Annotated in this window: 23 protein-coding genes; 10 read left to right on the top strand and 13 right to left on the bottom strand. The window is 70.4% G+C overall.

The window, feature by feature from the left end; genetic code table 11:
* The first annotated feature begins 13 nt into the window (after window positions 1-13).
* Window positions 14-1417, top strand: a complete 1404-nt coding sequence (gene sthA / locus ABZ795_RS00865; protein WP_357527739.1) for a Si-specific NAD(P)(+) transhydrogenase — start codon at window positions 14-16, stop codon at window positions 1415-1417.
* A gap of 35 nt (window positions 1418-1452) precedes the next feature.
* On the opposite strand, the gene aceB is transcribed toward sthA, so the two are convergent.
* Together aceB and aceA are read right to left on the bottom strand one after the other, a co-directional pair.
* A complete protein-coding gene (aceB, locus tag ABZ795_RS00860; RefSeq protein WP_357527737.1) occupies window positions 1453-3063 on the bottom strand; it encodes a malate synthase A in 1611 nt (536 codons plus the stop codon).
* The gene (aceA, locus tag ABZ795_RS00855) at window positions 3060-4331 is read right to left on the bottom strand and encodes an isocitrate lyase (RefSeq protein ID WP_357527735.1); all 1272 of its coding nucleotides are present in this window, start codon (window positions 4329-4331) and stop codon (window positions 3060-3062) included. Before aceA ends, aceB begins: the two co-directional genes overlap by 4 nt.
* Before the next feature lie 216 nt (window positions 4332-4547).
* On the opposite strand from aceA, the gene ABZ795_RS00850 reads away from it, so the two are divergent.
* Window positions 4548-5942, top strand: coding sequence for a short-chain fatty acyl-CoA regulator family protein (locus tag ABZ795_RS00850; RefSeq protein WP_357527733.1), 1395 nt, complete (start codon window positions 4548-4550; stop codon window positions 5940-5942).
* On the opposite strand, the gene ABZ795_RS00845 is transcribed toward ABZ795_RS00850, so the two are convergent.
* Both ABZ795_RS00845 and ABZ795_RS00840 read right to left on the bottom strand, forming a co-directional pair.
* Window positions 5939-6778 carry an ergot alkaloid biosynthesis protein gene (locus tag ABZ795_RS00845; protein WP_357527731.1) on the bottom strand — a complete coding sequence of 280 codons (840 nt, stop codon included), beginning with the start codon at window positions 6776-6778 and terminating at the stop codon, window positions 5939-5941. The genes ABZ795_RS00850 and ABZ795_RS00845 overlap by 4 nt on opposite strands.
* Window positions 6775-7191: a nuclear transport factor 2 family protein gene (locus ABZ795_RS00840; RefSeq protein ID WP_357527729.1), complete on the bottom strand. Its 417-nt coding sequence runs from the start codon at window positions 7189-7191 to the stop codon at window positions 6775-6777. Before ABZ795_RS00840 ends, ABZ795_RS00845 begins: the two co-directional genes overlap by 4 nt.
* Window positions 7192-7283: 92 nt before the next feature.
* On the opposite strand from ABZ795_RS00840, the gene ABZ795_RS00835 reads away from it, so the two are divergent.
* Entirely contained in the window at window positions 7284-7814 is a 531-nt protein-coding gene (locus ABZ795_RS00835) for a TetR family transcriptional regulator (RefSeq protein WP_357527728.1), read from the top strand.
* 189 nt (window positions 7815-8003) lie between these two features.
* Here the strand turns inward: ABZ795_RS00835 and ABZ795_RS00830 are convergent, their stop codons facing one another.
* Window positions 8004-8567: a hypothetical protein gene (locus ABZ795_RS00830; protein ID WP_357527726.1), complete on the bottom strand. Its 564-nt coding sequence runs from the start codon at window positions 8565-8567 to the stop codon at window positions 8004-8006.
* Window positions 8568-8594: 27 nt separating this feature from the next.
* Entirely contained in the window at window positions 8595-8828 is a 234-nt protein-coding gene (locus ABZ795_RS00825; protein WP_357527724.1) for a hypothetical protein, read from the bottom strand.
* 42 nt (window positions 8829-8870) lie between these two features.
* On the opposite strand from ABZ795_RS00825, the gene ABZ795_RS00820 reads away from it, so the two are divergent.
* Window positions 8871-9011 carry a DUF397 domain-containing protein gene (locus ABZ795_RS00820; RefSeq protein ID WP_357527722.1) on the top strand — a complete coding sequence of 47 codons (141 nt, stop codon included), beginning with the start codon at window positions 8871-8873 and terminating at the stop codon, window positions 9009-9011.
* Window positions 9012-9145: 134 nt separating this feature from the next.
* On the opposite strand, the gene ABZ795_RS00815 is transcribed toward ABZ795_RS00820, so the two are convergent.
* The 3 genes from ABZ795_RS00815 to ABZ795_RS00805 all read right to left on the bottom strand — a co-directional run bounded on the left by ABZ795_RS00815 (window position 9146) and on the right by ABZ795_RS00805 (window position 11681).
* The gene (locus ABZ795_RS00815) at window positions 9146-10198 is read right to left on the bottom strand and encodes a questin oxidase family protein (protein WP_357527720.1); all 1053 of its coding nucleotides are present in this window, start codon (window positions 10196-10198) and stop codon (window positions 9146-9148) included.
* Between the two features lie 151 nt (window positions 10199-10349).
* Window positions 10350-10973, bottom strand: a complete 624-nt coding sequence (locus ABZ795_RS00810) for an alpha/beta hydrolase (RefSeq protein WP_357527718.1) — start codon at window positions 10971-10973, stop codon at window positions 10350-10352.
* Between the two features lie 195 nt (window positions 10974-11168).
* On the bottom strand, window positions 11169-11681 hold the full coding sequence (locus tag ABZ795_RS00805; RefSeq protein WP_327026217.1) for a hypothetical protein: 513 nt from the start codon (window positions 11679-11681) through the stop codon (window positions 11169-11171).
* 141 nt (window positions 11682-11822) lie between these two features.
* On the opposite strand from ABZ795_RS00805, the gene ABZ795_RS00800 reads away from it, so the two are divergent.
* Window positions 11823-12305, top strand: coding sequence for an HAD domain-containing protein (locus tag ABZ795_RS00800; RefSeq protein WP_357528298.1), 483 nt, complete (start codon window positions 11823-11825; stop codon window positions 12303-12305).
* Window positions 12306-12415: 110 nt separating this feature from the next.
* On the opposite strand, the gene ABZ795_RS00795 is transcribed toward ABZ795_RS00800, so the two are convergent.
* Window positions 12416-12982, bottom strand: coding sequence for a nuclease (locus ABZ795_RS00795; RefSeq protein ID WP_327026218.1), 567 nt, complete (start codon window positions 12980-12982; stop codon window positions 12416-12418).
* 234 nt (window positions 12983-13216) lie between these two features.
* Between ABZ795_RS00795 and ABZ795_RS00790 the strand changes: the two genes are divergently transcribed.
* Window positions 13217-14236 carry a sigma-70 family RNA polymerase sigma factor gene (locus ABZ795_RS00790; RefSeq protein ID WP_357527716.1) on the top strand — a complete coding sequence of 340 codons (1020 nt, stop codon included), beginning with the start codon at window positions 13217-13219 and terminating at the stop codon, window positions 14234-14236.
* Between the two features lie 61 nt (window positions 14237-14297).
* Window positions 14298-15125, top strand: a complete 828-nt coding sequence (locus ABZ795_RS00785; RefSeq protein WP_357527714.1) for an SgcJ/EcaC family oxidoreductase — start codon at window positions 14298-14300, stop codon at window positions 15123-15125.
* 86 nt (window positions 15126-15211) lie between these two features.
* On the opposite strand, the gene ABZ795_RS00780 is transcribed toward ABZ795_RS00785, so the two are convergent.
* Both ABZ795_RS00780 and ABZ795_RS00775 read right to left on the bottom strand, forming a co-directional pair.
* Entirely contained in the window at window positions 15212-16714 is a 1503-nt protein-coding gene (locus tag ABZ795_RS00780) for a M20/M25/M40 family metallo-hydrolase (protein ID WP_357527712.1), read from the bottom strand.
* A gap of 215 nt (window positions 16715-16929) precedes the next feature.
* Window positions 16930-17763, bottom strand: coding sequence for a DUF4253 domain-containing protein (locus tag ABZ795_RS00775; RefSeq protein ID WP_357527710.1), 834 nt, complete (start codon window positions 17761-17763; stop codon window positions 16930-16932).
* A gap of 208 nt (window positions 17764-17971) precedes the next feature.
* Here ABZ795_RS00775 and ABZ795_RS00770 point away from each other — a divergent pair, with 208 nt between their 5' ends.
* Both ABZ795_RS00770 and prfH read left to right on the top strand, forming a co-directional pair.
* Complete coding sequence (locus tag ABZ795_RS00770; RefSeq protein ID WP_357527708.1) at window positions 17972-19150, top strand: RNA ligase RtcB family protein; 1179 nt, start codon at window positions 17972-17974, stop codon at window positions 19148-19150.
* The gene (gene prfH / locus ABZ795_RS00765; RefSeq protein WP_357527706.1) at window positions 19147-19755 is read left to right on the top strand and encodes a peptide chain release factor H; all 609 of its coding nucleotides are present in this window, start codon (window positions 19147-19149) and stop codon (window positions 19753-19755) included. The genes ABZ795_RS00770 and prfH overlap by 4 nt, the downstream gene beginning before the upstream one ends.
* Here prfH and ABZ795_RS00760 read toward each other — a convergent pair whose 3' ends face one another.
* The gene (locus ABZ795_RS00760; RefSeq protein ID WP_357527704.1) at window positions 19756-20523 is read right to left on the bottom strand and encodes an NAD-dependent deacylase; all 768 of its coding nucleotides are present in this window, start codon (window positions 20521-20523) and stop codon (window positions 19756-19758) included.
* A 67-nt stretch (window positions 20524-20590) separates the two neighbouring features.
* On the opposite strand from ABZ795_RS00760, the gene ABZ795_RS00755 reads away from it, so the two are divergent.
* Window positions 20591-22132 carry a DUF3592 domain-containing protein gene (locus ABZ795_RS00755; protein WP_357527702.1) on the top strand — a complete coding sequence of 514 codons (1542 nt, stop codon included), beginning with the start codon at window positions 20591-20593 and terminating at the stop codon, window positions 22130-22132.
* Window positions 22133-22151 lie beyond the last annotated feature (19 nt).

Genomic DNA, 22151 nt, shown 5'->3' with positions numbered 1-22151 from the left:
GACCCTTACGCTCGTGTACGACTACGACGTGTTGGTGCTGGGTTCCGGACCCAGCGGTCAGAAGGCCGCGATCGCCGCCGCCAAGCTCGGCCGACGGGTCGGCCTGGTGGAACGACGCGACATGATCGGCGGGGTGTGCATCAACACCGGCACCGTGCCCTCCAAGACCCTGCGCGAGGCCGTGCTCTACCTGACCGGCCTGAACCAGCGAGACCTGTACGGCAGCAGTTACCGGGTCAAGGAAGACATCACCGTCAGCGACCTGGCCGCCCGCACCCAGCACGTGATCAACCGGCAGACCGACGTGATCCGCAACCAGTTGGCCCGCAACCGGATAGCGGTGATCACCGGCACCGGGCGGTTCGCCGACCCCCACTCGGTCTGGGTGGACGGCGGATCCGGCCAGGAATCCAAGGTGACCTTCGACAAGGCGATCATCGCCGCCGGCACCCGCCCGGCCCGCCCGGACAGCGTCGACTTCGACGACCGCACCATCGTGGACTCCGACGGCGTGATCAACCTCCAGGCCGTACCGCGCAGCATGGTGGTGGTCGGCGCCGGGGTGATCGGCATGGAGTACGCCTCCATGTTCGCCGCCCTCGGGACCAAGGTGACCGTGGTCGAACGCCGGGAGCGGATGCTCGACTTCTGCGATGAGGAGATCGTCGAGTCCCTGAAGTACCACCTGCGGGACCTGTCGGTCACCTTCCGCTTCGGCGAGGAGGTCGCCGCGGTGGAGAAGCACCAGACCGCCGCGCTGTGCATCCTCAGGAGCGGCAAGAAGATCGTCGCGGACACGGTGATGTACTCCGCCGGGCGGCAGGGGCAGACCGACGGGCTGGACCTGGATGCCGCCGGCCTGACCGCCGATCGGCGGGGTCGCATCGAGGTCGACGCGAACTACCGCACCGCCGTGGAGAACATCTACGCCGTCGGTGACGTGATCGGCTTCCCGGCGCTGGCCTCGACCTCGATGGAACAGGGTCGGCTGGCCGCCCAGCACGCCTGCGGCGAGCCGGTGCGGGCCATGCACCAGTTGCAGCCGATCGGGATCTACACCATCCCGGAGATCAGCTTCGTCGGTAGGACCGAGCAGGAGTTGACCGACAGCGCCACCCCATTCGAGGTCGGCATCGCCCGCTACCGCGAGCTGGCCCGGGGGCAGATCGTCGGTGACTCGTACGGAATGTTGAAGTTGCTCGTCTCGCCGGACGACGGACGCCTGCTGGGTGTGCACGTCTTCGGCACCGGCGCCACCGAGATCGTACACATCGGACAGACCGTGATGGGCTGCGGCGGCACGGTCGACTACCTGATCGACGCGGTGTTCAACTACCCCACCCTCGCCGAGGCGTACAAGGTGGCCGCCCTGGACGCCGCCAACAAGATCCGCAACATCACCCGCATCGACGGCTGACCGGGGCGGGGCACAAAGCCCCACCCCGGTCGTTCTCAGCCGGCCGTCGCGAGTGACCGGCGGCGCGGTCCCAGGTGCCGGGCGTACGCGCCGGTGGTGAAGAAGGCCGGCAGTCCCTCGCCCAGCGCGGTCTCCTCGACGATGCGCGCCGCCTGCGCGGCGCGTTCCCGCTCGGCCTCCCCCCGCCCCTCGGACAGGGTCGCCACCTCCTCGGCCAACATCGCCCGCACCAGTTCCTCGGTGACGCTGCCCCCCTCGGCCAGCGGCGTACCGTGGTGCAGCCACTGCCACAGCTGGCAGCGGGCGATCTCGGCGGTGGCGGCGTCCTCCATCAGGTTCCACAGCGCCACCGCGCCTGCTCCCCCGAGCCAGGCGTCGATGTAGTGCAGCGCCACCGCGATGTTGGAGCGCAGACCGCTCTCGGTGACCTGACCCGGGGTCTTGTCCACCGAGAGCAGGTCGGCGGCGGTCACGGACACCTCGTCACGCTGCCGGTCGAGCTGGTTCGGGCGCTCGCCGAGCACCGCGTCGAACACCTCCCGGCAGGTCGACACCAGGCCGGGGTGGGCCACCCAGGAGCCGTCGAACCCGTCGCCGGCCTCCCGCTGCTTGTCCGCCCGCACCTTGGCCAGGGCGGTGGCGTTGACCTCCGGGTCACGGGCCGGCACGAAGGCGGCCATCCCCCCGATCGCGTGGGCGCCGCGCCGGTGACAGGTCCGCACCAGCAATTCGGTGTACGCCCGCATGAACGGCACCGTCATGGTGACCGCGGCCCGGTCCGGCAGGACGAAGTCCGGCCACTGCCCGAAGTTCTTGATGATGCTGAAGATGTAGTCCCACCGGCCGGCGTTCAATCCGGCCGAGTGCTCGCGCAGCTCGTAGAGGATCTCCTCCATCTCGAAGGCCGCCGTGATCGTCTCGATCAGGGTGGTCGCCCGGATGGTGCCCTGCGGCAGCTTCAGGTAGTGCTGGGCGAAGACGAAGATGTCGTTCCAGAGCCGCGCCTCGCGGTGGTCCTCCAGCTTCGGCAGGTAGAAGTACGGTCCCGCACCGGCGGCTAGTTGCCGACGGGCGCAGTGGAACAGGTAGAGCCCGAAGTCGACCAGGCTGGCCGAGATCGGCCGGCCGTCCACCACGATGCCCTTCTCCACCAGGTGCCAGCCGCGCGGCCGGACCACGATGGTGGCCAACTCCTCGCCGAGGGCGTACCGCTTGCCGCGCGGGTCGGTGAAGTCGATCCGCCGGTCCAGGGCGTCCATCAGGTTGAGCTGCCCGGAGATGACGTTGTGCCAGGTCGGGGCGGTGGCGTCCTCGAAGTCGGCGAGCCACACCTTGGCGCCGGAGTTCAACGCGTTGATGGTCATCTTGCGCTCCGGGGGGCCGGTGATCTCCACCCGCCGGTCTTCCAGCCCCGGTGCCGGTGGGGCCACCCGCCAGGTCGGGTCGGCCCGCACCCCGATGGTCTCCGGCAGGAAGTCGGGCAGCTGACCGGTGGCGAACCGGTCCCGCCGGGCCCGGCGGGTGTCCAGCAGGGCCACCCGCCGGGCGGCGAACTCGCTGTCCAGGGTGACCAGGAACTCCAGCGCCTCGGGGGTGAGCACCTCGTCGAAGCGTTCGGCCATCGGGCCGATGATCTCGTACCTCATGCGAACTGCTCCTCTTCGGTGGAGCCACGCAGCGCGGTGGTCTCGGCGGTCGGGTTGAGCACGGTGCTGATCAGGTCGAAGTAGCCCGTACCCACCTCGCGCTGGTGCTTGACTGCGGTGTAGCCGGCCGGCTCGGCGGCGAACTCCCGCTCCTGCAGCGACACGTACGCCGACATGCCCTCGGCGGCGTAGCCCCGGGCCAGGTCGAACATCGAGTAGTTCAGGGCGTGGAACCCGGCCAGGGTGATGAACTGGAACTTGTAGCCCATGTGGCCGAGTTCCCGCTGGAACTTGGCGATGGTGGCGTCGTCGAGGTGCTTGCGCCAGTTGAACGACGGCGAGCAGTTGTAGGCCAGCAGCTGGTCCGGGTACTCCGCCTTGATCGCCTCGGCGAAGCGGCGGGCGACCTCCAGGTCCGGGGTGCTGGTCTCCATCCACAGCAGGTCGGCGTGCGGGGCGTACGCCAGGCCCCGGCCGATGCACGGTTCGATGCCGTTGCGCACCCGGTAGAAGCCCTCGGCGGTCCGCTCGCCGGTGGCGAAGGGCTGGTCACGCTCGTCCACGTCCGTGGTGAGCAGGGTGGCCGCCTGGGCGTCGGTTCGGGCGATGACCACGCTCGGCACCCCGGCCACGTCGGCGGCCAGCCGGGCCGCCTCCAGGGTGCGGACGTGCTGCCCGGTGGGGATGAGCACCTTGCCGCCGAGGTGGCCGCACTTCTTCTCGCTGGCTAGCTGGTCCTCCCAGTGCACCCCGGCCGCGCCGGCCGCGATCATGGCGTTCATCAGCTCGTACGCGTTGAGCACCCCACCGAAACCGGCCTCGGCGTCGGCGACGATCGGGGCCAGCCAGTCGATGCCGGAGGGGTCCCCCTCGGCGGTGGTGATCTGGGCGGCGCGCAGCAGCGCGTTGTTGATCCGGCGGACCACCGCGGGCACCGAGTTGGCCGGGTAGAGGCTCTGGTCGGGGTAGGTGTGGCCGGCCAGGTTGGCGTCGGCGGCCACCTGCCAGCCGGACAGGTAGATCGCCTTGAGCCCGGCCCGGACCATCTGCACGGCCTGGTTGCCGGTGAGGGCACCGAGGGCGTGGATGTAGTCCTCGCTGTTCAGCAGGCGCCACAGCCGGTTGGCGCCGTGCCGGGCCAGGGTGTGCTCCTCCTGGATCGCGCCCCGCAACCGCACCACGTCCTCGGCGCGGTAGCTACGTCGCACACCCCGCCAGCGGGGGTTGGTGTCCCATTCGTGCTGCAACTGCTCGACCGGGGTAGGCATCGTCTCTCGTCCCTTCACAATTCGTGGCCACACCGTTGCCGCTCAAGCGCCGCTGCCGGCCGCCGGTGTGGAACCCACGGTCACATGGGCTCGTCAGCCGGGTCGAGGGACGGAAAATGCCAATTCTTGTAAATCCTGAGAGGCGTTTTGCAAAGTTGTTAATTGCCCTATTGGCAGCGGTGCTAATGTGACCCGACAAACCTGCTGGGGTGGGAGGTGGGGACGATCAGCAAGACCTTCGCCGGGGCCCGGCTACGCCGGCTGCGGGAGGAACGGGCACTCAGTCAGACCGAGCTGGCCCGGCACCTGGGCATCTCCCCCAGCTACCTCAACCAGATCGAGCACGACACCCGGCCGCTGACCGTGCCGGTGCTGCTGCGCATCACCGAACTGTTCGGGGTCGACCCCACCGTCTTCGCCGCCCACGACACCCCGCGCCTGGTCACCGGGCTGCGGGAGGCTCTGCCCAGCCGGGCCAGCCTCGCCGACCTGACCGAGCTGGCCACCCGGCTGCCCGAGGTCGCCGCCGCCGTCATCGACCTGCACCGGCGCTACCAGCAGGCCGACGAGCAGCTCGCCGAGCTGGTCGGCGACCGGGAACGGCTCGGGCGCAGCCCGCACGACCAGGTCACCGAGTTCTTCTACCGGCGGCAGAACTACGTACCGGAGCTGGACGAGGAGGCCGAGCGGCTGGCCGCGGCGACAGGGCTGCGGCGCGGCGAGGTCCGCGGCAGGTTGCGCGACCGGCTGGCCCAGCGGCACGGGGTACGCATCCTGCGCGAGGACGCCGGCACCCTCGGCGGGGAACTGCACCGCTACCGCCCGCAGACCCGCACCCTGCACCTGTCCACCTCGCTGCGCGGCGGGCAGGAGGCGATGCGGATGGCCGCCCAGATCGCGCTGCTGGAATTCGCCGACGTCATCGACGAGATCGTCGAATCGGAGCACTTCGACGACCCGCAGACCCAGATCCTCACCCGGGTCGGGTTGGCCAACTACTTCGCGGCGGCGCTGATCCTGCCGTACGAACAGTTTTTGACCGCTGCCGAGCAGCGCCGGTACGACATCGAACTGCTCACCCAGCACTACGCGATCGGCTGGGAGACGGTCTGCCACCGGCTGAGCACGTTGCAGCGGCCCCGGGCCCGCGGGGTGCCCTTCTCCTTCGTCCGGGTGGACCGGGCCGGCAACATGTCCAAGCGTCAGTCCGCCACCGGCTTCCCGTTCTCCCGTACCGGCGGGACCTGTCCACTATGGAACGTCTACGAGGCGTTCGGCGCGCCCGGCCGGGTGGTCACCCAGGTGGCCGCGATGCCGGACGGGCAACGCTACCTGTGGATCGCCCGCACCATCACCCGCCACCACGGCGGCTACGGCCAACCCGGCAAGGTGTACGCCATCGGCCTGGGCTGCGAGACCCGCCACGCCGGCCGCCTGGTCTACTCCACCGGGGTGGACCTGCACGCCGCCGAGGCCGCCACCCCCATCGGCCCCGGCTGCAAGACCTGCGACCGGATGACCTGCCCCCAACGCGCCGCCCCACCCATCAGCCGCCACCTGGACGTGGACGAGAACCGCAGCACCTTCGTCCCCTACCCCCTCCGCGACTAGGGCGTCGAGGGCAGAGCCGTCGCCATGCGTTCGGCCAGGAGGAACTGCCGTAGTGATCGCGGCGGCACACCTGTCACGTCCTCGACGGTGGTGGTCGTCCGGTCCTCGGCGCCCTCCGCGATCATCACGTCCATGGCGGCGAGGACGTCGGCGAAGGCGGCCGGCACGCCGTTCCGTTGGTGCCGCTCGGAGAGCTCCTTCGAGGTGACCTCGCGGTGGCGCACGGCCCGGCCGGTGGTGTCGCTCAGGATCTCGGCGACCTCGTCGAAGCTCAGCGGCTCCGGACCGGTCAGGACGAGGTCGCCGCCGGGCACCTCGGCGTCGGTGAGTGCCCGCGCGGCGACGGCGGCGATGTCCCCGGGGTCGATGAATGGGATCCGCCCCCGGCCGGTGGCGCTGACGATCTCGCCGTCGCGCCGGGCGGACTGAGCGTGTGGGCGGTCGCCGGTGAAGTTGCTGGCGAACCAGGTCGGCCGCAGCACCACCGGCTCCGGCACAAAATCGGCGAGACGCGCGCCGAACATGCCGAGACCAGGACTGCCGATCGGCACTGCCGACGAGCTGAGCAGCGCAATTCGGCGTACGCCGGCCCGCCGGGCCTGCTCCAGGAACGGCACGACGACCGGCTCGGGGTCGACGGCGCCCGGTGGTGCCACCAGGTAGATCGCCCGCACGCCGTCGACGGCCCGTGGGTACGTGGTGGGATCGGCCCAGTCGAATCGCACGTCCGCGCCCGGCGAGCGGCCGGCCCGGCGTACCGGGATGTTCTCGCCGGCCAGTCGCCGGGCGAGACGGCTGCCGGTGGTCCCGGTCGCTGCGGTCACCAACACCGTCATGCCGATACCTCCGTCTCCATCATGGTCTCGGTGAGGATGAGGGGGTTCCAGTAGTCGCGGTAATGCCGGATGAGTCCGCCGGCGATGGTCAGCACGGCGACGTAGCGGACGGTGTACGGCTCGCCGTTGGCGACGATCCGGCCGCTGATCGCCATCTCGGCGACGATGACGTCCGGGTCGGTGGTCTCGTGCACGACGACGTCGTGCACGCGCTGGACGTCCAGCCGATCGGTGTAGCCGTCCAGGTATGCCTCGACGGCTTTGCGCCCGTCGAGGCGTTGCGGCCAGCCTGGTGGCGCGAACGGGAACTCCATGACGGCGTCGTCCGCGTACAGCGCGGTGAACCCGGCCATGTCGTGAGCGAGCAGGCGGTCGGTGGCGCGGCGGAAGATCTCCACGGGGGTGTCGGACACAGGTTCCTCCTCGGATCGGTGGCCGCTAAGATTCGGACCACTGGTCCGCTTCACTGTAGCGGACTGACGGTCCGTTTTGTCAAGGGAGTGCCATGCGAGTCGACAAGGCGCGCAACCGGGACATGGTGCTGGCTGCCGCTGCCCGCCTGTTTCACGAGGCCACCCACCCGGATGAGGTCTCGATGGACGCCGTCGCCGCCGCCGCAGGTGTCGGCAAGGGCACGATCTTCCGGGGCTTCGGTGACCGGCGCGGTCTGCTTCTCGCGCTCTACCAGGAGCACATAGACCGTGAACTCACCGCGCCGGTCGCCGAAGAGACGCCGGCGCAGACCGCCCTGGAACTGTTGACCCGCACCTGGCGGTTCAAACAACGCCATCGCATCCTCACCCTCGCCCTGGAGCGGGAGGGCTCTGGCAGCCCGTACCAGAACAGCGGCTACACCCAACTACACGCCCAACTCACCGACCTCGTCGGCCAGGCACGCGGCACCGACAACGCCGCCTTCCTGGCCCACGCGCTGATCGCCGCCGTGCGGAGCGACCTCATCGAGCACCTGCGCAACCACCCCGAAATCGACGCCGAAGCCGGCCTGCGCGAGCTGGTGTACGACGTGCTCGGCTAGCGCTCGGCAGGTTCCCTCAGGTGCGTTGGGCTGTCGCCCGCCGGTGCCGTAGCCCCAAACGTCCATGCAACCTTCGTCGCTGCGCCTACGCAACGAGGAATGCGGCACCGCGTCGAGGCAGCGGCCGGCGCGGTCTCGTGCACCAGGTGGCCGGCGGTGATGGTGACGAGACGAGCGTCGGCCAACCGGTCAGGGAGTTCGGCGACGTGCTGCTGGGATACCGGGCTCGACGGGCCACCGCCGATCAGCAGGTAGGTGCGGTGATCGGGCGACGAGGTCGCCCCAGCGTGGATCCGGATCGCGCTGTCTCCGTGGCCGCGCAGGTCGACGGCGTACACCGACCGGTCGGCGGCCAGCCCCGCCTGGCCCGACATGCCCTCCGTACGGGGAACATCGTCGCCCGCGGTCAATATGGGCGGGCACCGAGACACAGACCATGGTGGTGTCCTCAAGTGCCTCGACGATCCCCGGAGCCCGCTCCGGCACATGCACGAAGTCGCCCGCACGAACCGTCACGGCGTCGCCCTCGGCACCCACCCGTAACACACCGCTGATCACCACCCAGACCTCCGCATAAGGGGCCGGCAGGTCGGCACGCGCCCCGGCAGGGAAGAACGCCGGGTAGGCGCTCATCGACCGGCCGACCTCTTTACGCAGCCCTGGCGCGATCAGAATCTTGTCGCCGAAGCGGACGGCATCTTCGTCGTCGATCACCGAGCTGAACCGGCGGACCTGCGCGGACGTGTCAGACATGTCGAAATCCTTCCGCTGACTGAGGAGTCATGCGTCGAGGTCGACCACGGCGGTCGCGTAACCGGGCGGAGCCTGAATCCCGAGCTGCCGTGCGATTGCCGGGATCTCCGGGTCGGCGAGGAACCCTTCATAGCCCTTCGCGTCCCAGTCGAAGATGCACCACGTCCGCCGCGCATCGTCAGGATCGAAATAGACCTGGGCACGCCGACAGCCGTGCTCACGCCGCTTCTCATGGAACGAGCGTGATCTCCAAGCCGCCATCAACCTCGTGATCGACGGCGGTATCCAGGGAGCGGCTTGTTGATGGCCGATGGCGGGGCGACGCGCAGTCCTGCCGTCACGATCCGCGATAGCAAGGACCGGCAGGGGCCGACGCTGGCCTTCACCGCCGACCAGTGGACCGACTTCGTCCAGCGCATCAAGTCAGGCAAGTTCGACGCCTGAACGCGACGCCGGGTGCAGCCGACATCGAGCCCGGCAACCGCAAGCGATTCGTCCGCTGGCAGGCCCGCCGTCGAGGACTGCGTAGTGCAACCCGGAACATCCGGGACTGGAGAACCAGAGGCACTTCAAGGTTCTCACCACCGTCCGGTCTGTACGGTCGCGTGAAGCGAAGCTGCGAGGACGGTGGTGTCGCTAGTGCCGGCGTACGCGTCGAGGGCGGTGTCGGCGAACTTGATGGCGTGCGCTCCGGCGGAGTCCACCGCGCGCCGCATGACTTCGGCGGGGCCTACGTCGGGTGCGGCCGGCGGAGCGGGGTGTCCGGTTGCCGGGGCATACGCGGCGGTGACGGCCGCCGTGGCGGCCCAGGCGGCAGCGAGGCTGGCCGCCCAGAGCGTCCCGGGCAGAGCGGGCAGGGTACGCAGGACCGCGTTCGGCGCGGTCGCGGCGTGCACCAGCATGACCGGCTCGGCGTACCCGTGGGTGCCGTGCCGGACGACCGCCGCGTGCACGATGCCGGCCAGCCGGGCCGGGACGTCGTCTTCATCGGTGGTTTGCCCGACGGGTTCCTCAAGGTACGGCACCGCCCCGGCCGCCGCCGGCCAGCCTGGAAGGTCGGCGAGTTGGGCGAGGCGGGACCGGATTCCGAAACGCTGGTCGGGTACGCGTGGCACCGCGTCGAGCGCGGTGCGTGGGTCGGTGGCCCGGTACGGGCCGGCGCCGGGCGGTGCGAGGGGCTGCCAGCGGGCTGCCCAGTAGGCCAGTCCTTGGCCGAGTTCAGCGACCCGGGGTGCGGTTTCCTGCTCCAACAGGGCGCGCACCGCGTGGCCGACCCGGATCACGCCATGGGTGGCGCCGGCGGCGATGCCCGGCAGTAGGCGGGGCCACCATCGGGCGAGCACCTGCCGCCAGGGCTCGTCGGCGAGTTCGCGGTCGAAGTAGTCGAGCCAGTCACCGGTACGCACCGGGTCGCCGAGCGGGTCGCGCCATTCGTCGGCGGCGATGGGCGCGATCCCCCGGGGCCGGTCTTCCAGCCGGTCGGCGTACCCGTCCAACCAGCGGTGCAGCGCCTCGCCGTGGCCGTGGCGGGCCATGGCCTCGACCGCCATGGGTGCGTGGTTGGAGAGCCACCCGTTTCGTTCCGGGCCGGAGAGCCGGACCCGCTGGTAAGCCTCGTCGAGTTCACTCATGCGCTGACGGTAGGAGCTGAAGGAAGGTTGAGGTCAACCACGACCGATGCCGTCCGGGCCCAGTGCCAGCGGGTCGTGGCCACGACGGTGGGAGGCGGGCAGAGACTGGGTCGACGTCACCATCCCGCCCATCCGCTCGCCGTCGCTGCGGCTACGCGTCGAGAAACGCGATCACCGTGTCGAGGTAGGCATCCGGCTCGGTCTCGTGCACCAAGTGCCCGGCGTCGATGGTGACCAGTCGGGCGTCGGCCAACCGGTCGGCGAGTTCGGCGACGTGTCGCTGGGGCACTGGGCTCGACGGGCCGCCGCCGAGCAGCAGGGTGGGTACGGTGATCCGGGCGATGATGTCGGGCCATTCTGAGGATGGGTCGTCGATCTCGGGGCGGACCTGCTCCACCACCCGCCAGTCGAATGGCAACTCCCCCGCCGGCCGCTCCGGTGGCGCAGGTGGACGAGGGCGCGGAAAGCCGATGTCCTCCAACACCAGGCGACGGAGGTGCTGCGGTCCGGCTGCCGCCGCCGCCCGGCAGGCGATGAGGCCGCCGAGGGAATGGCCGATCAGGTCGACCGGGCCGATATCGAGGCGTTCGAGGAGGCCCAGGACGTCCCGGGCGAACAGTTCCAGCCGGTACTCACCAGGCCAGTCGCTGCCTCCGTGACCGCGCAGATCGACGGCGTACACCGTCCGCTCGGCGGCCAGTTCCGCCGCGATCACGTCCCAGTCCTGGGCCGTCCGGCCGGTGGCGGGCAACAGCACCACCGGGATACGGCCCACACCACCAGTTGGCCACACCCGCAACGAAAGGCGAACATCACCGAGCGCGACGTCAATCAGATCGGGCACCAGGCAACCATCACTGACATCGCCGCTGGACACCAACCGATTCCGCTCCCAGCAGACCCCCCTCCTCCCCGTTGATCATGAGGTTCGCGGCAGTTGTTGATCTCCACAGTGCCGCCAACCTCATGATCAACGGGGAGGGGTTGGGCGGGTGAGGTCGCGGGCCAGATGGGAGGGGCGGGGGCCGGTTGAGCGGAGACGGCGGAGGTCTGTGGGGGTGTCGTACATCAGTTGGAGGTGGAAGTAGTTGATGTGTTCCAGGATGGCGAACAGGGCGAAGGCCAGTCCCGGCCAGGAGGTGCGGCCTGGGGTTGTCACGGCTGCGTAGCCGGTGGCCAGGAGGGCGGCGGCTAGGAGCAGTGGGTTGGCGGTGCGGGCTGCGCGGAAGGCCGGTAGCGCCGGGAGGTGGGGGTGGCGGGCGTTGAGCCGATGCAGTTTGGCTGCCCAGTAGGCGGCGCCTTCGATCAGCAGGAGCGCGAACAAGGCGAAGCCGAGCAGGTTGGTTGCCGTGGCTGGGAGCCCGACCAGGCCGAACCATATCCAAGCTTGCAGTGGGATGTTTATGAGTTCCAGGGCAGCCAGCGAGCGCAGCCGGCCGCGAACAGTCTGACTGGGAGTTGGGCCGGTGGGGACGGTTCGCATGCCAGCCATCATGGATCATGGCGCGCTATATGCCCTGTCATGCCGTAGGCGTTTATCGGCCGCCTGGTAACCGTGCTCGCGTTCCTGCGTGCACCACTCGGGCGGTACGGTTCGGCGGTGGCTGGCAGCGTCGGACCATCGTTGATCTTCGTGGACATCGACGGGGTGCTGATCCCGCTACGGTCCCGGCCGTACGCAGTTTGTGCTGGTGGGCATGACGACGGTCCGGATCAGCACGGGAATCCGCTGTTGGACCGTCTCGATCCTGCCGACGGTGATCGGCTGCTGGCCCTGCCGGGTGAGCTGGTCTGGGCCAGCACCTGGGTGGCCGAGGCCAACGAGGTCGTGGCGCCCCGGATCGGTCTGCCCGCTCTACCCTTCGTCGACTGGCCCGACGATGGCGAGGAACCACCACGTGGAGTGCACTGGAAGACCAAGCCTTTGGTGCGGTGGGCGGCAGGTCGCCCGTTCGTCTGGCTGGACGACGAGATCAGCGACGCCGACCGGCGATGGGTGGCCGCCCAGCATCCGCAACCTGCACTCCCGCATCGTGTCGACCCGGACCGGGGACTGACCCGGATCGACCTCGCGGCGGTGAGTCGCTGGCTGGACCGGCACGGCTGATCGGTCCGCCGTGCCGCAGCAGCGCGGCGACCACAGCCCTGGCGGCCGGTACGCGGATCCGGTCCGGCGGCGCGGTGGTGAAGGCCGCTCCGCCGGCCAGCTCGCGCCGCCTACAGGAAGCGCTCCGGGTCGAAGCTTTCGAGGTCGATGATGCGGACCCGAGGAAGCACGTTGGTGAAGCAGTCCGCGTCCTCCTCGATGTCGAATATCTGTAGGCCCGGCAGCTCGGCGAAGCCGGCGTTGAGGAATTCCTTGAACCCGACGACCGCGACCTGACGATCGCCGTCGAGCAGCAGCTCGCCGAGCTGCGGCAGGAAGTCACCGTCGTGGCTGGCCAGCATCACATTGCCCGGGCGCCGGGCGATGGCCTGCAAAGTCCGCTGGATGCCGATGTCCACCACCTTTTGATCCGATGAACCAGCTAGCGGGATGGGCCGGTAATCCATGCTCAGCAGGGCCCGGACGAACGGCATCGGCAGTACGCCACCGGAGGCGTTGAGGAAGAACAGGCCCTTCACCGGCTGCCGCCAGGTGTCGCGCGCGAACTCCCGCAGACGCTCCCACCGGGGTCGCTCCGCAGGGGCCGGCCGGCGCTCCAGAACACTGTTGCCGAGAGTGGCGTCGATGTTCTCCCCGTCCACGATGAGGTACGTGACGGATTCCGATATACCGGGCATAGAGGTACCTCTCGAGTGGAGCAGCCAGCGCGGACCGGTCCAGCCCGAGCGTGTGACGTGCCAGAAGCCATGCTCGTGGTCAAGGGTATTGGCTGACCGGCCGCCGCACCTCGGCAGCCTCGAGAGTCGGGGGTTCCGGCCACCGGGGGTCTCCGTGTCGTACCGGAGAGTGATGCCGACTCACGCACGGTCGCCGGCGGCAGGCGGGGTCAGGGTCGGCGTAGCCTGCCGATGATGGAGCGCAAGCAGGGGTACGGGGAACTGCTCGACGCGGCGCGGGCGGGCGACGGGGAGGCGTTCGGGCGGCTGGTCGGGCCGCTGCGCGAGGAGTTGCGCGCCCACTGCTACCGGATGCTCGGGTCCCTGCACGACGCCGAGGACGCCGTCCAGGACACCCTGGATCGAGCCTGGCGGAACCTCGCCCGGTTCCAGGATGACCATGGATCGATCCGGCCCTGGCTCTACAGGATCGCCACGAATCGGGCGTTGACCCTGATCGAGCGGCGGGGGCGCCGGGAGTTGCCCACCGACCTTCGACCGGACGCCGCGGCGCCGGCCGAGCTGGCGTGGTTGGAGCCGTACCCCCAGCGGTTGATGGGGTGGACCGAGCAGCTCGGCCCGGAGACCCGGATGATCGCCCGGGAGAGCCTGGAGCTGGCGTTCGTCGCCGCGTTGCAGCATCTGTCGGCCCGGCAGCGGGCGGTGCTGCTGCTGCGCGAGGTGCTCGGCTATTCGGCCAGGGAGGCCGCCGACCTGCTGGGCACCACAGTCGCGGCGGTCAACAGCGCCTTGCAGCGGGCCCGCGCGGTCCTCACCGGTCTGCTGCCCGAGCAGACCCAGCAACGGACCCTGGGGGCGCTCGGCGACGCGGGACAGCGGGAGTTGGCCCTCCGGTACGCGGCGGCCTGGGAGGCCGGTGACGTCGAGGCCATCGTGGCGATGTTGACCGACGACGCGCGGTACTCGATGCCGCCACTGCGGGTCTGGTACGAGGGCCGGCCGGCGATCCGAGGTTTCCTCGTCGAGGTGGTGGGTTCGTACCGCTGGCGTTTCCTGCCGGGCCGGGCCAACGGGCAGCTGGCGTTCGGCACGTACCGCTGGGACGAAGCCCAGGGCGCCTACCTGCCGGCGGGTCTGGACCTGCTCACGCTGCGCGGCGCCCGGATCGCCGAGGTGGTCTCATTCCTCGACGCCGCTTTCCCACGCTACGGGCTGCCGGCCCGACTCGACGGCGAGCCAGCCGGGGTGCGATGAGTTTGCCGCCCGGCCCGGGTTGTAGGGGTGACGGACCCCGAACGACCCGGAAGGACCGATCATGGCGACTGACGAGGAACAGATCCGCACCCTGATCGAACGCTGGGTCGCCGCGGTGCACCGCGGCGACCTCGATGCCGTGCTGGCCGACCACGCCGAGGACATCGTGATGTTCGACGTGCCGCCGCCGCAGCAGGGGGTACGAGGGCTGGCCGCCTACCGGCAGAGCTGGCCGCCGTTCTTCCGCTGGCAGGCCCAGGGCGCCTCGTTCGAGATCGAGTCGTTGGAGGTCACGGCCGGCGGCGAGGTGGCGTTCGCGTACGCCCTGCTGCGCTGCGGCACGGCGGCGGACCTCGCCGCGGCGCCTGACCGGCGACTACGCCTCACGCTGGGTCTGCGCCGTCAGGACGGGCGCTGGGTGGTGACCCACGAGCACCATTCCTTCCCGCTCGACACCGCCGTGCGGGACCCGGCCGCCGACGAACGGGAGCTACGCGAACTGCACCAGCGGTGGTTCGCCGCGACCGCCGCCCAGGACCTCGACGCCCTGATGGAGCCCATCGCCCCCGACATCGTGTCGTACGAACACGACGGCCCCTTGCAATACGTGGGCGCACCAGCGGTACGTGAGGTCTGCCAGGCCGGTCTGGACGCCGCCGCCGACGGCAAGGTGACCTGGGAGATCCCCAACCAGACCATCCTGATAGCCGGCGACCTGGCCGTCTCCTGGGGCCTCAACCGCATACGAGTAACCCCGCCCGACGGCGAAAGCACGGAAACCTGGTCCCGCGGCACCCGAATCTTCACCCGCCGCGCTGGCACCTGGCGCCTGACCCACCAACACCTCTCCCACCCTCTCCCACCCCCACCCCCCGCCCGCAATGGTTGATCATGAGGTTGACGGCAGTCGTTGATCCACGCTGCCGCCAACCTCATGATCAACGGAGATGGTGCTAGCGGATGTCGACGCGAGGGTTAGCCCTGGGTGATGGTGACGTCGTCTACGGCGGCCTCTACCAGGCTGGCGGTGCCCGCGTCGGCGGCTTCGATGAGGATTCTTACAGTTTGGCCGGGATAGGGGGTCAGGCTCCAACTGCTTGAGGTCCAGGTGGCGTTGCGGTTGGTGGCGGTGGCGGACTGGGTGAAGAGGGGGGTGGTGCCGGCGTTGTGGATCACGGAGACCCGGAAGTAGTCGGCGCTGGTGGCGTTGCTGCCGTGGGCCAGGTACCAGGACATCTTCAGGGTCAGCGGGCCGGTGGCGGGCAGGGTGATGGCGGGTGAGCGGACGCTGGTCGTACCGCCGTCGATGTCGTGGTCGCCGGCGGAGGTGCCGGCCAGTCGGCCGGTGACCAGGCTGTTCGTGCCGGAGAGGGCGGTGAGTTGCTTGGCGCCGCTGGAGTTGGTGGCCTGCGGCACGCCGCGCTCCCAGTTTCCACTGGTGGCGGTGTCGGTGCCGGCCGGGTTGGTGGTCCAGCCGGTGGAGGTCTCGAAGGTGTCCGACCAGACCGTCGTCGCCGGGGTGCCGGCGGCCAGGGTCCAGAGGGCGTACGCGGCGGCGTCACCGGCCCGGTTGAGCACAGTGTCGGAGATGTTGCTCGGGTACGTGTCGCAGGACCGGTGGTAGCAGGGGTCGAAGGCGCTCTGGGTGCCGCCCCACTTGGTCACCTCCGCGGCGGTCTTCACCCGGGAGGCGCCCGCCGCCACCCCGGAGGTCTGCACCCCGATCGCGTTGAAGGGGGCGTCGTCGGAACGGCCGGCGCCTTCGGTGTTCTCCTCGGTCGGCACCCCGATGGAGTCGTAGTACGCCTTCAGGGTCTGGCCGGGCACGGAGGTGATCCGGTTGATGAAGTAGCCGCCGTTGACGGAACCGACCATGTCGAAGTTGAAGTAGGCCTTGATCTTCGCCCGTTCCGTGCTGGACAGGGAGTTGGCGTAGAACCGGGACCCGTTGAGGCCCTGCTCCTCGTCGGTCCAGAAGGCGAACCGGACCCGGCTGGTCAGGCTCGGATTGGTCGCCGCGAGGGTCAGGGCGATCTCCAGCAGGGTCGCCGAGCCGGAGGCGTTGTCGTTGATGCCGGGACCGGCCGACACCCCGTCCAGGTGGGCGCCGAACATGTAGATGCTGTTCGGGTCCCCACCACCCGGCCAGTCGGCGATCACGTTAGGACCGGCGCCGCTGGTGCAGCCGGAGGTGCAGTTCTGTCGGGTAACGGTGAACCCGGCGGCGGCCAGTCTGTTGTAGACGTAGGTCACCGAGGCGGTGTAGCCGGCGCCGGTGGCGCGTCGGTTGCCGCCGTTGTTGTTCGCGATCGTCTGGAACTGCTGAATGTGCGCCTTGGTGTTGGTCAGCGAGATGTCCGGCACCGCCAGGGCGGAAGCCACCGGGGTGGTAGCGGGAGCGGTGGTCGGCACGGCGACCACGGCGACGAGGGTCAGGGCCAGTGCCGTGCAGGCACGCAACACCGTAGTTACTCGCAACGTCTTCTCCTACCGGGTAGGGAAACGCCGGCACCACCGGCAGCCGCAGATTAGGACCGTGCGGAGAATGGCGTAAACACATCGCCCTATACCGCTTTATCCATAGCGTGACGAGGAGCTAGGTGGGAGTCTGCGACCGGACCACCGCCCACGTCGCGCCTCTGGTCACCCTGACCGCCCGCCGGCCGCCGAAGCCGCAGGTCTGAGCAGGGGGCTCAGTCCCACCAGAAGGCCCAGGTCGGGGCGTCGACGAGACGCTCCGCGTAGGCGGCGAGAGTGTACGGACGCTGCCCTTGCAGGATGTTGTCCGGGCAGAAGGCGAAGTGTTCGGCGGCGATGGGCAGCGCTTCGTCCAGGTTGCTAGGCGGCGCGGCGACGCTGAGGTACAGCTCGGCGAAGCCGACCCCGATCACTCGCACCCCGAAGCGGTCCTCCCAGCTGCGCAGCACCGCGCACAGTTCGGCGACCCCGATGTGGTTGATCGCGCCGTGCCACCCGAGGGTGGCCAACACGTCGCTGCCGCGCGGCGCGGCGACCAGTCCGAGATGCATCTCCGGCTGGGCCTGCGACAGTTGCTCGGCCCAGTGGTCGGCGTGCTGTCGCACCCCCACCCGGGACGGCAGCGCCGGGGCCAGGCCCGGCCAGGTCCGGCCGTACGGGGCGGTGAGGGAATCCTCATCGGCCGGGGGCGGCGAGTCGTCGTCGGTCAGCGCGGCCCACCGGTCGGTGAGCACCCCCTCGACGTCATGCTGGTCGGGGGTGGAGGCCGCGGGCCAGAGCTCACCGTCTGTCCAGGGGCGGGACATGTCACCGCCGAGCCCGTCCAGCAGCACCGGCCACAACCCGGAGTCCTGATGTGCGGCGTGCAGGCGCGACCACAGCCCGGCCGGTGCCGGCTCCTCGCTCATCCACAACACCGGCCGATCGTCGACACCCTCGCTGCCGCGTACGGTCTGGCCGGGCGGCAGCGGCACGGCGAGGGTTCGCGGAGCATCGTCCGGGAACAGTTCCAGCAGGTCGGCGGGCATCTCGTTCAACTGCGACGTCACGAGGCGTGAGAGTAGCGGCCGGGGCTGACTTTTTCCGCGCTCCGCGCGGCGGCACCTTAAAACCGGTTGCCCGGGGCGGTGGGCTGCGCCAGGGTGGGCGCATGACGTACTGACGGATCGCACCCCGCCGCGCCGAGACCCCTCCGCGCGCCCCCTCGTGCCCTCACCCACCGTCCGTGCCTCCTCATTCTCCTCGGGAGAGAACTCCTTGTCTGAGCTGCACCTGCGGCAGTCGACGCTGCCCGCCTCCGCCCCCGCCACGATCAGCGTCTTCGCCTCACCCACCAGTTGGATCGAGTCCGACGCCCACACCCAGTGCCGTCAGGTCGCCGCCCTCGACGGCATGATCCACGTCGCCGCCATGCCCGATCTGCATCCGGGTAAGGGCGCCCCGATCGGGGCCGCGATGACGTCTCGCGTGCTGTATCCGTTCCTCGTCGGATCCGACATCGGCTGCGGCATCGGGGTGTTCCCGATCCGGCTCAAGCGACCCGTACCGGAGAAGTTGGCCGCCCGGTTCCCCGACCTGGACCGGCCGCTGCATCCCGACCTGGACGCCGACCATCCGGCCTGGACGGTGCTGACCGGCGAGATACCCGCCGGCCACCTCGAGGGCCTGGGCACGGTGGGCCGGGGCAACCACTTCGTCGAGCTGGCCCGGATCGGGACGGTGCTCGACCCCACCCACGCTGGTCGGCTCGGGTTGGCCGCCGATGACCTGGTGCTCGTCGTGCACTCCGGTTCCCGAGGGCTGGGCGAGCGGATCCTGCGGGAGCACACCGAAGGGCACGGCGCGGGCCCGGCCCCGGATCCGCAGGCCTACCTGGCCCGGCACGACGAGGCCGTACGGTGGGGTGCGCTGAACCGTCGGCTGTTGGCCGCCCGGGTCGCGTACGCCCTGGGTGCCGCGCCGAGCGAGCCGATCGTGGACCAGTGCCACAACCTGGTGGAGGTACGCGACGGCGGCTACCTGCACCGCAAGGGTGCGGCACCGGGTGACGGCCGGGACGTGCTGATCGCCGGCACCCGGGGTACCCCCTCCTATCTGGTGGCGGCACATGCCGGTCCGGAGGCGAACTACTCGGTGGCGCACGGTGCCGGGCGGAAGATGTCCCGGGCCGACGCGCTGCGTCGGGGGCGGGCCAAGCACACCGTCGAGGAGCTTCGGCGTACCCCGGTGGGGTCCCTGGTGGTGTGTGGCGACCGCCAACTGCTCTTCGAGGAGGCGCCGGGGGCGTACAAACGGATCGAGCAGGTGATCGCGGACCTGGTCACGCACCGGTTGGCCACCCCGATCGCGACCACCATTCCCCTGGTCACGTACAAGACGGCCGACCTGGCGGTCGGGTCGCGGCGCGACGAGCGACGGCGGCGGGGCCGGCGATGAGGGTACGCCTGCTGTTGTCGGCCGGACGCGGCCCGCAGGAATGCGCCTGGGCGCTGGCCCAGCTGCTGCGACGCCTGGAAGCCGAGGCCGCACGGCGGCGGCTAGGGGTACACCGCATCGACACGGTGGCCGGTGACCGGCCCGGCACCTACCGCTCGGTGCTGGTGGAGATCGACGGCGCGGGTGCCGAGGGCTTCACCGCCTCCTGGACCGGCACGTTGTGCTGGCAGGCCCCCAGCCCGTACCGGGCCGGGGTCGGTCGGAAGAACTGGTACGTGACCGCCCAGCCCTGCCCGGCGGACACGGAGGCCACCTCCTTCGAGGAGTCCGAGGTGGAGGTCGTCGCCTGCCGCACCGGCGGGCCCGGTGGTCAGCACCGGAACAAGGCCAGCACGGCGGTACGGGCGACCCACCGCCCGACCGGGTTGGTGGTCGTGGTCGACACCGAGCGGCAGTTCAGCCTCAACCGCCGGATCGCACTGCGGTTGCTGCGGCAGCGGCTCGCGGACCGGGACGAGAGCGCGGTACGCGACGCCACCACCGCGCGGTGGCAGCTGCACGACCGGCTGGTACGCGGTGACCCGGTCCGGGTCGAACGCCCGTAGTCACCCGGCGTCGCCCCAGGCGGCCTCGACCAGGGCGGGAAGCACCCGGGCGGCCGGGCCACGCAGGTTGATCTCGCACACCGGGTCCAGTGGGGTCGGTTCGGGATTGATCTGGATGACCGTGGCGCCGGAGCGGGCCGCGACGTGCGGGATCTCCGCGGCCGGATAGACCAGGCCGGAGGTGCCGACGGTCAGCAGTACCTCGCAGGAGGCGGCGGCCTCGGCGGCGGCTTCCAGGGCCGACTGCGGCAACCCCTCACCGAACCACACCACCCCGGGTCGGACCGGCGCCGAACAGCGGTCGCAGCGCGGCGGGGGCAGCCGGCGTCCCTCGGTCGGATCATCTGCCGGGGGTGTCGGTGCCGGATGGGCGCAGGCGGAGCAGCGGGACGCGAACAGGCTGCCGTGCAGGTGCAGCGGGTCGGTGGAGCCGGCCCGCTCGTGCAGATCGTCCACGTTCTGGGTGACCAGCAGAGTGTGCGGGACGTGGGCCTCGATCGCGGCCACGGCCAGGTGCCCCGGGTGCGGTTGGGCCCGCGCGACGATCGCGCGCCGCCACTCGTACCAGCCCCAGACGAGGGCCGGGTCGGCCTCGAAGGCCTCCGGGGTGGCCAACTCCTGGGGGTCGTAGCGCTGCCACAGGCCGGTGAGGGCGTCGCGGAAGGTCGGCACCCCGCTCTCGGCGGACATGCCCGCGCCGGTGAAGACCACCACCCGTCGGGCCCGGCCGAGCAGCTTCGCGGCCTGCGCTGTAGCCGTATCGGTCATCCGTCGAGACTATCGGCGCTCGGGTCGCTCGCCGGGCTCGCCTACAGTGTCGGATCACCCTGTCGCCATGCGACGAGACGACGATCGGGGAGGGCCGTTGCGCCGGATGCCCGCGTTCGAGCTGCACCACTGGTTGATGCTCTCGTGCGTCACGGTCATCTTCGGTGTCGCGATCTGGATGGCCGTCCTCGCGGTCGACTCGTTGCGGGCGACGTACGGCGGGGTGGCCGGTGCGGTGACCGTCGAGGACTGCGTGTACGCCGACACCGAGGACGGACCCCAGTGGACCTGTTCCGGGCCGTTCGTCTCCGCCGACGGCGCCGTCCGCATCGACGCGGTGAAGCTCACGCCCCGCCACGGCGACCCCCTCGAAGACGGTGTGACGGTGACGGGACGGGTCAGCAGCCCTACGGCGGACACTCTGCACACCGACGGCCGGTTCTGGATGTGGGGAACCGGGTTCACCGTCCTCTTCCTCGGGATCGGCGTCTACTCCCTGCGTTCCGCCCTGCGAATCGAGCGCGAGGTGGCGACGCCGCCGGTCGATCCCGAACTCGCGGCGATCTCCGCACGGGCCCGCGCGTTCCTCATCGAGTGGGAACACGTCCTCGCGCCGTCGGCCCCGGCAGCCGCAGCGCCGCCACCGGTGTCGATCGTCGACGCACCGAAGCGGGCGAACCTCACCGTCGGGAAGGTGCTGATCGGCTGGCTGCTGCTGGTGCTGACCATCGCCGGCACGGTGTGGCACCTGATGGAGTGGGAGCGCCAGGAGGTGGCGTCGTTGACCGGGCAGGCCCTGGGCACGGTCACCGGGGCCCGGCTCGGCGCGGAGGACCGGATCGAGGTCGCCTACCACGACGCCACCGGAGCCGAATGGCGGGTGCGGTGGAAGCCGGTGGACCCGGACAGCTACCGGGAGGGCGGCCAGGTGCCGGTGCGGTACGACCCGGCTCAGCCGTACGAGGTGATGCCGGCCTATCCCGAGTTCTTCGAGATCGAATCACGAGGGCGGGAGGTGCTCGTCCATCTGGTGCTGCTGCCCGGGTACGTGTTGGCCTGGGCGTGGACGTGGCGGCTCGGGCGCTGGCTGCTCGGCGCGTGGCGTCGTGGTCGACCGGCCGAGGCTTGGGTCATGGTGGCGCAACGGCACTGGGGCATCGAGCCGACATCGTTCTGGCTCGAACTACGCGACGAGGACCGGATCTGGTACCAGCGGATCGTCTGGGATCGTCGGCTGGTGCGCCGGCTGGCCGGTGACCCGGCCGGCGGTGCGCAGCTGCCGCTGAGCGTCGAGCTGCGCCGCTGCCCAGGGTTGCGGCGGATGTACCTGGTCGACGTCGCCGGGGTGGGGCGGCTCTGGCCGGCGAGCACCGCCCGGGCCCGGCCGCCCCGCGACTGTGCGCTGAGCCCGGTCGAGCTGCACCTGTTCGGCCTCGCCGAGCCGACGGGCAGACACCTGGCGATTCTGCTGGCGTTGACCGTCCTGGCCGGAGGCGGTTGGCTGCTGGCCGGTCCGGCCACCGCCGCCTACCTGCTGGCGTTGATCGGCGGCTACCGACTGTGGGGTGGTGGGGCACCCTGGCGCGGTTTCTACGCCCTGCGCCGCTGACGTCGCTTGGTGCCCGGCC

The organism is Micromonospora sp. NPDC047134, assembly GCF_040643455.1.
GTDB lineage: Bacteria > Actinomycetota > Actinomycetes > Mycobacteriales > Micromonosporaceae > Micromonospora.
The sequence above is the reverse complement of the archived record's forward strand: the minus strand, read 5'-3'. Positions and strand labels throughout refer to the sequence as shown.

Bases quoted from the DNA above. Each gene is read 5' to 3' on its own strand.
- aceB (WP_357527737.1), bottom strand. From the start codon at position 3,063: ATGAGGTACGAGATCATCGGCCCGATGGCCGAACGCTTCGACGAGGTG.
- aceA (WP_357527735.1), bottom strand. From the start codon at position 4,331: ATGCCTACCCCGGTCGAGCAGTTGCAGCACGAATGGGACACCAACCCC.
- ABZ795_RS00845 (WP_357527731.1), bottom strand. From the start codon at position 6,778: ATGACGGTGTTGGTGACCGCAGCGACCGGGACCACCGGCAGCCGTCTC.
- ABZ795_RS00835 (WP_357527728.1), top strand. From the start codon at position 7,284: ATGCGAGTCGACAAGGCGCGCAACCGGGACATGGTGCTGGCTGCCGCT.
- ABZ795_RS00830 (WP_357527726.1), bottom strand. From the start codon at position 8,567: ATGTCTGACACGTCCGCGCAGGTCCGCCGGTTCAGCTCGGTGATCGAC.
- ABZ795_RS00825 (WP_357527724.1), bottom strand. From the start codon at position 8,828: ATGGCGGCTTGGAGATCACGCTCGTTCCATGAGAAGCGGCGTGAGCAC.
- ABZ795_RS00820 (WP_357527722.1), top strand. From the start codon at position 8,871: ATGGCCGATGGCGGGGCGACGCGCAGTCCTGCCGTCACGATCCGCGAT.
- ABZ795_RS00815 (WP_357527720.1), bottom strand. From the start codon at position 10,198: ATGAGTGAACTCGACGAGGCTTACCAGCGGGTCCGGCTCTCCGGCCCG.
- ABZ795_RS00805 (WP_327026217.1), bottom strand. From the start codon at position 11,681: ATGCGAACCGTCCCCACCGGCCCAACTCCCAGTCAGACTGTTCGCGGC.
- ABZ795_RS00795 (WP_327026218.1), bottom strand. From the start codon at position 12,982: ATGCCCGGTATATCGGAATCCGTCACGTACCTCATCGTGGACGGGGAG.
- ABZ795_RS00790 (WP_357527716.1), top strand. From the start codon at position 13,217: ATGGAGCGCAAGCAGGGGTACGGGGAACTGCTCGACGCGGCGCGGGCG.
- ABZ795_RS00785 (WP_357527714.1), top strand. From the start codon at position 14,298: ATGGCGACTGACGAGGAACAGATCCGCACCCTGATCGAACGCTGGGTC.
- prfH (WP_357527706.1), top strand. From the start codon at position 19,147: ATGAGGGTACGCCTGCTGTTGTCGGCCGGACGCGGCCCGCAGGAATGC.
- ABZ795_RS00760 (WP_357527704.1), bottom strand. From the start codon at position 20,523: ATGACCGATACGGCTACAGCGCAGGCCGCGAAGCTGCTCGGCCGGGCC.
- ABZ795_RS00755 (WP_357527702.1), top strand. From the start codon at position 20,591: ATGCGACGAGACGACGATCGGGGAGGGCCGTTGCGCCGGATGCCCGCG.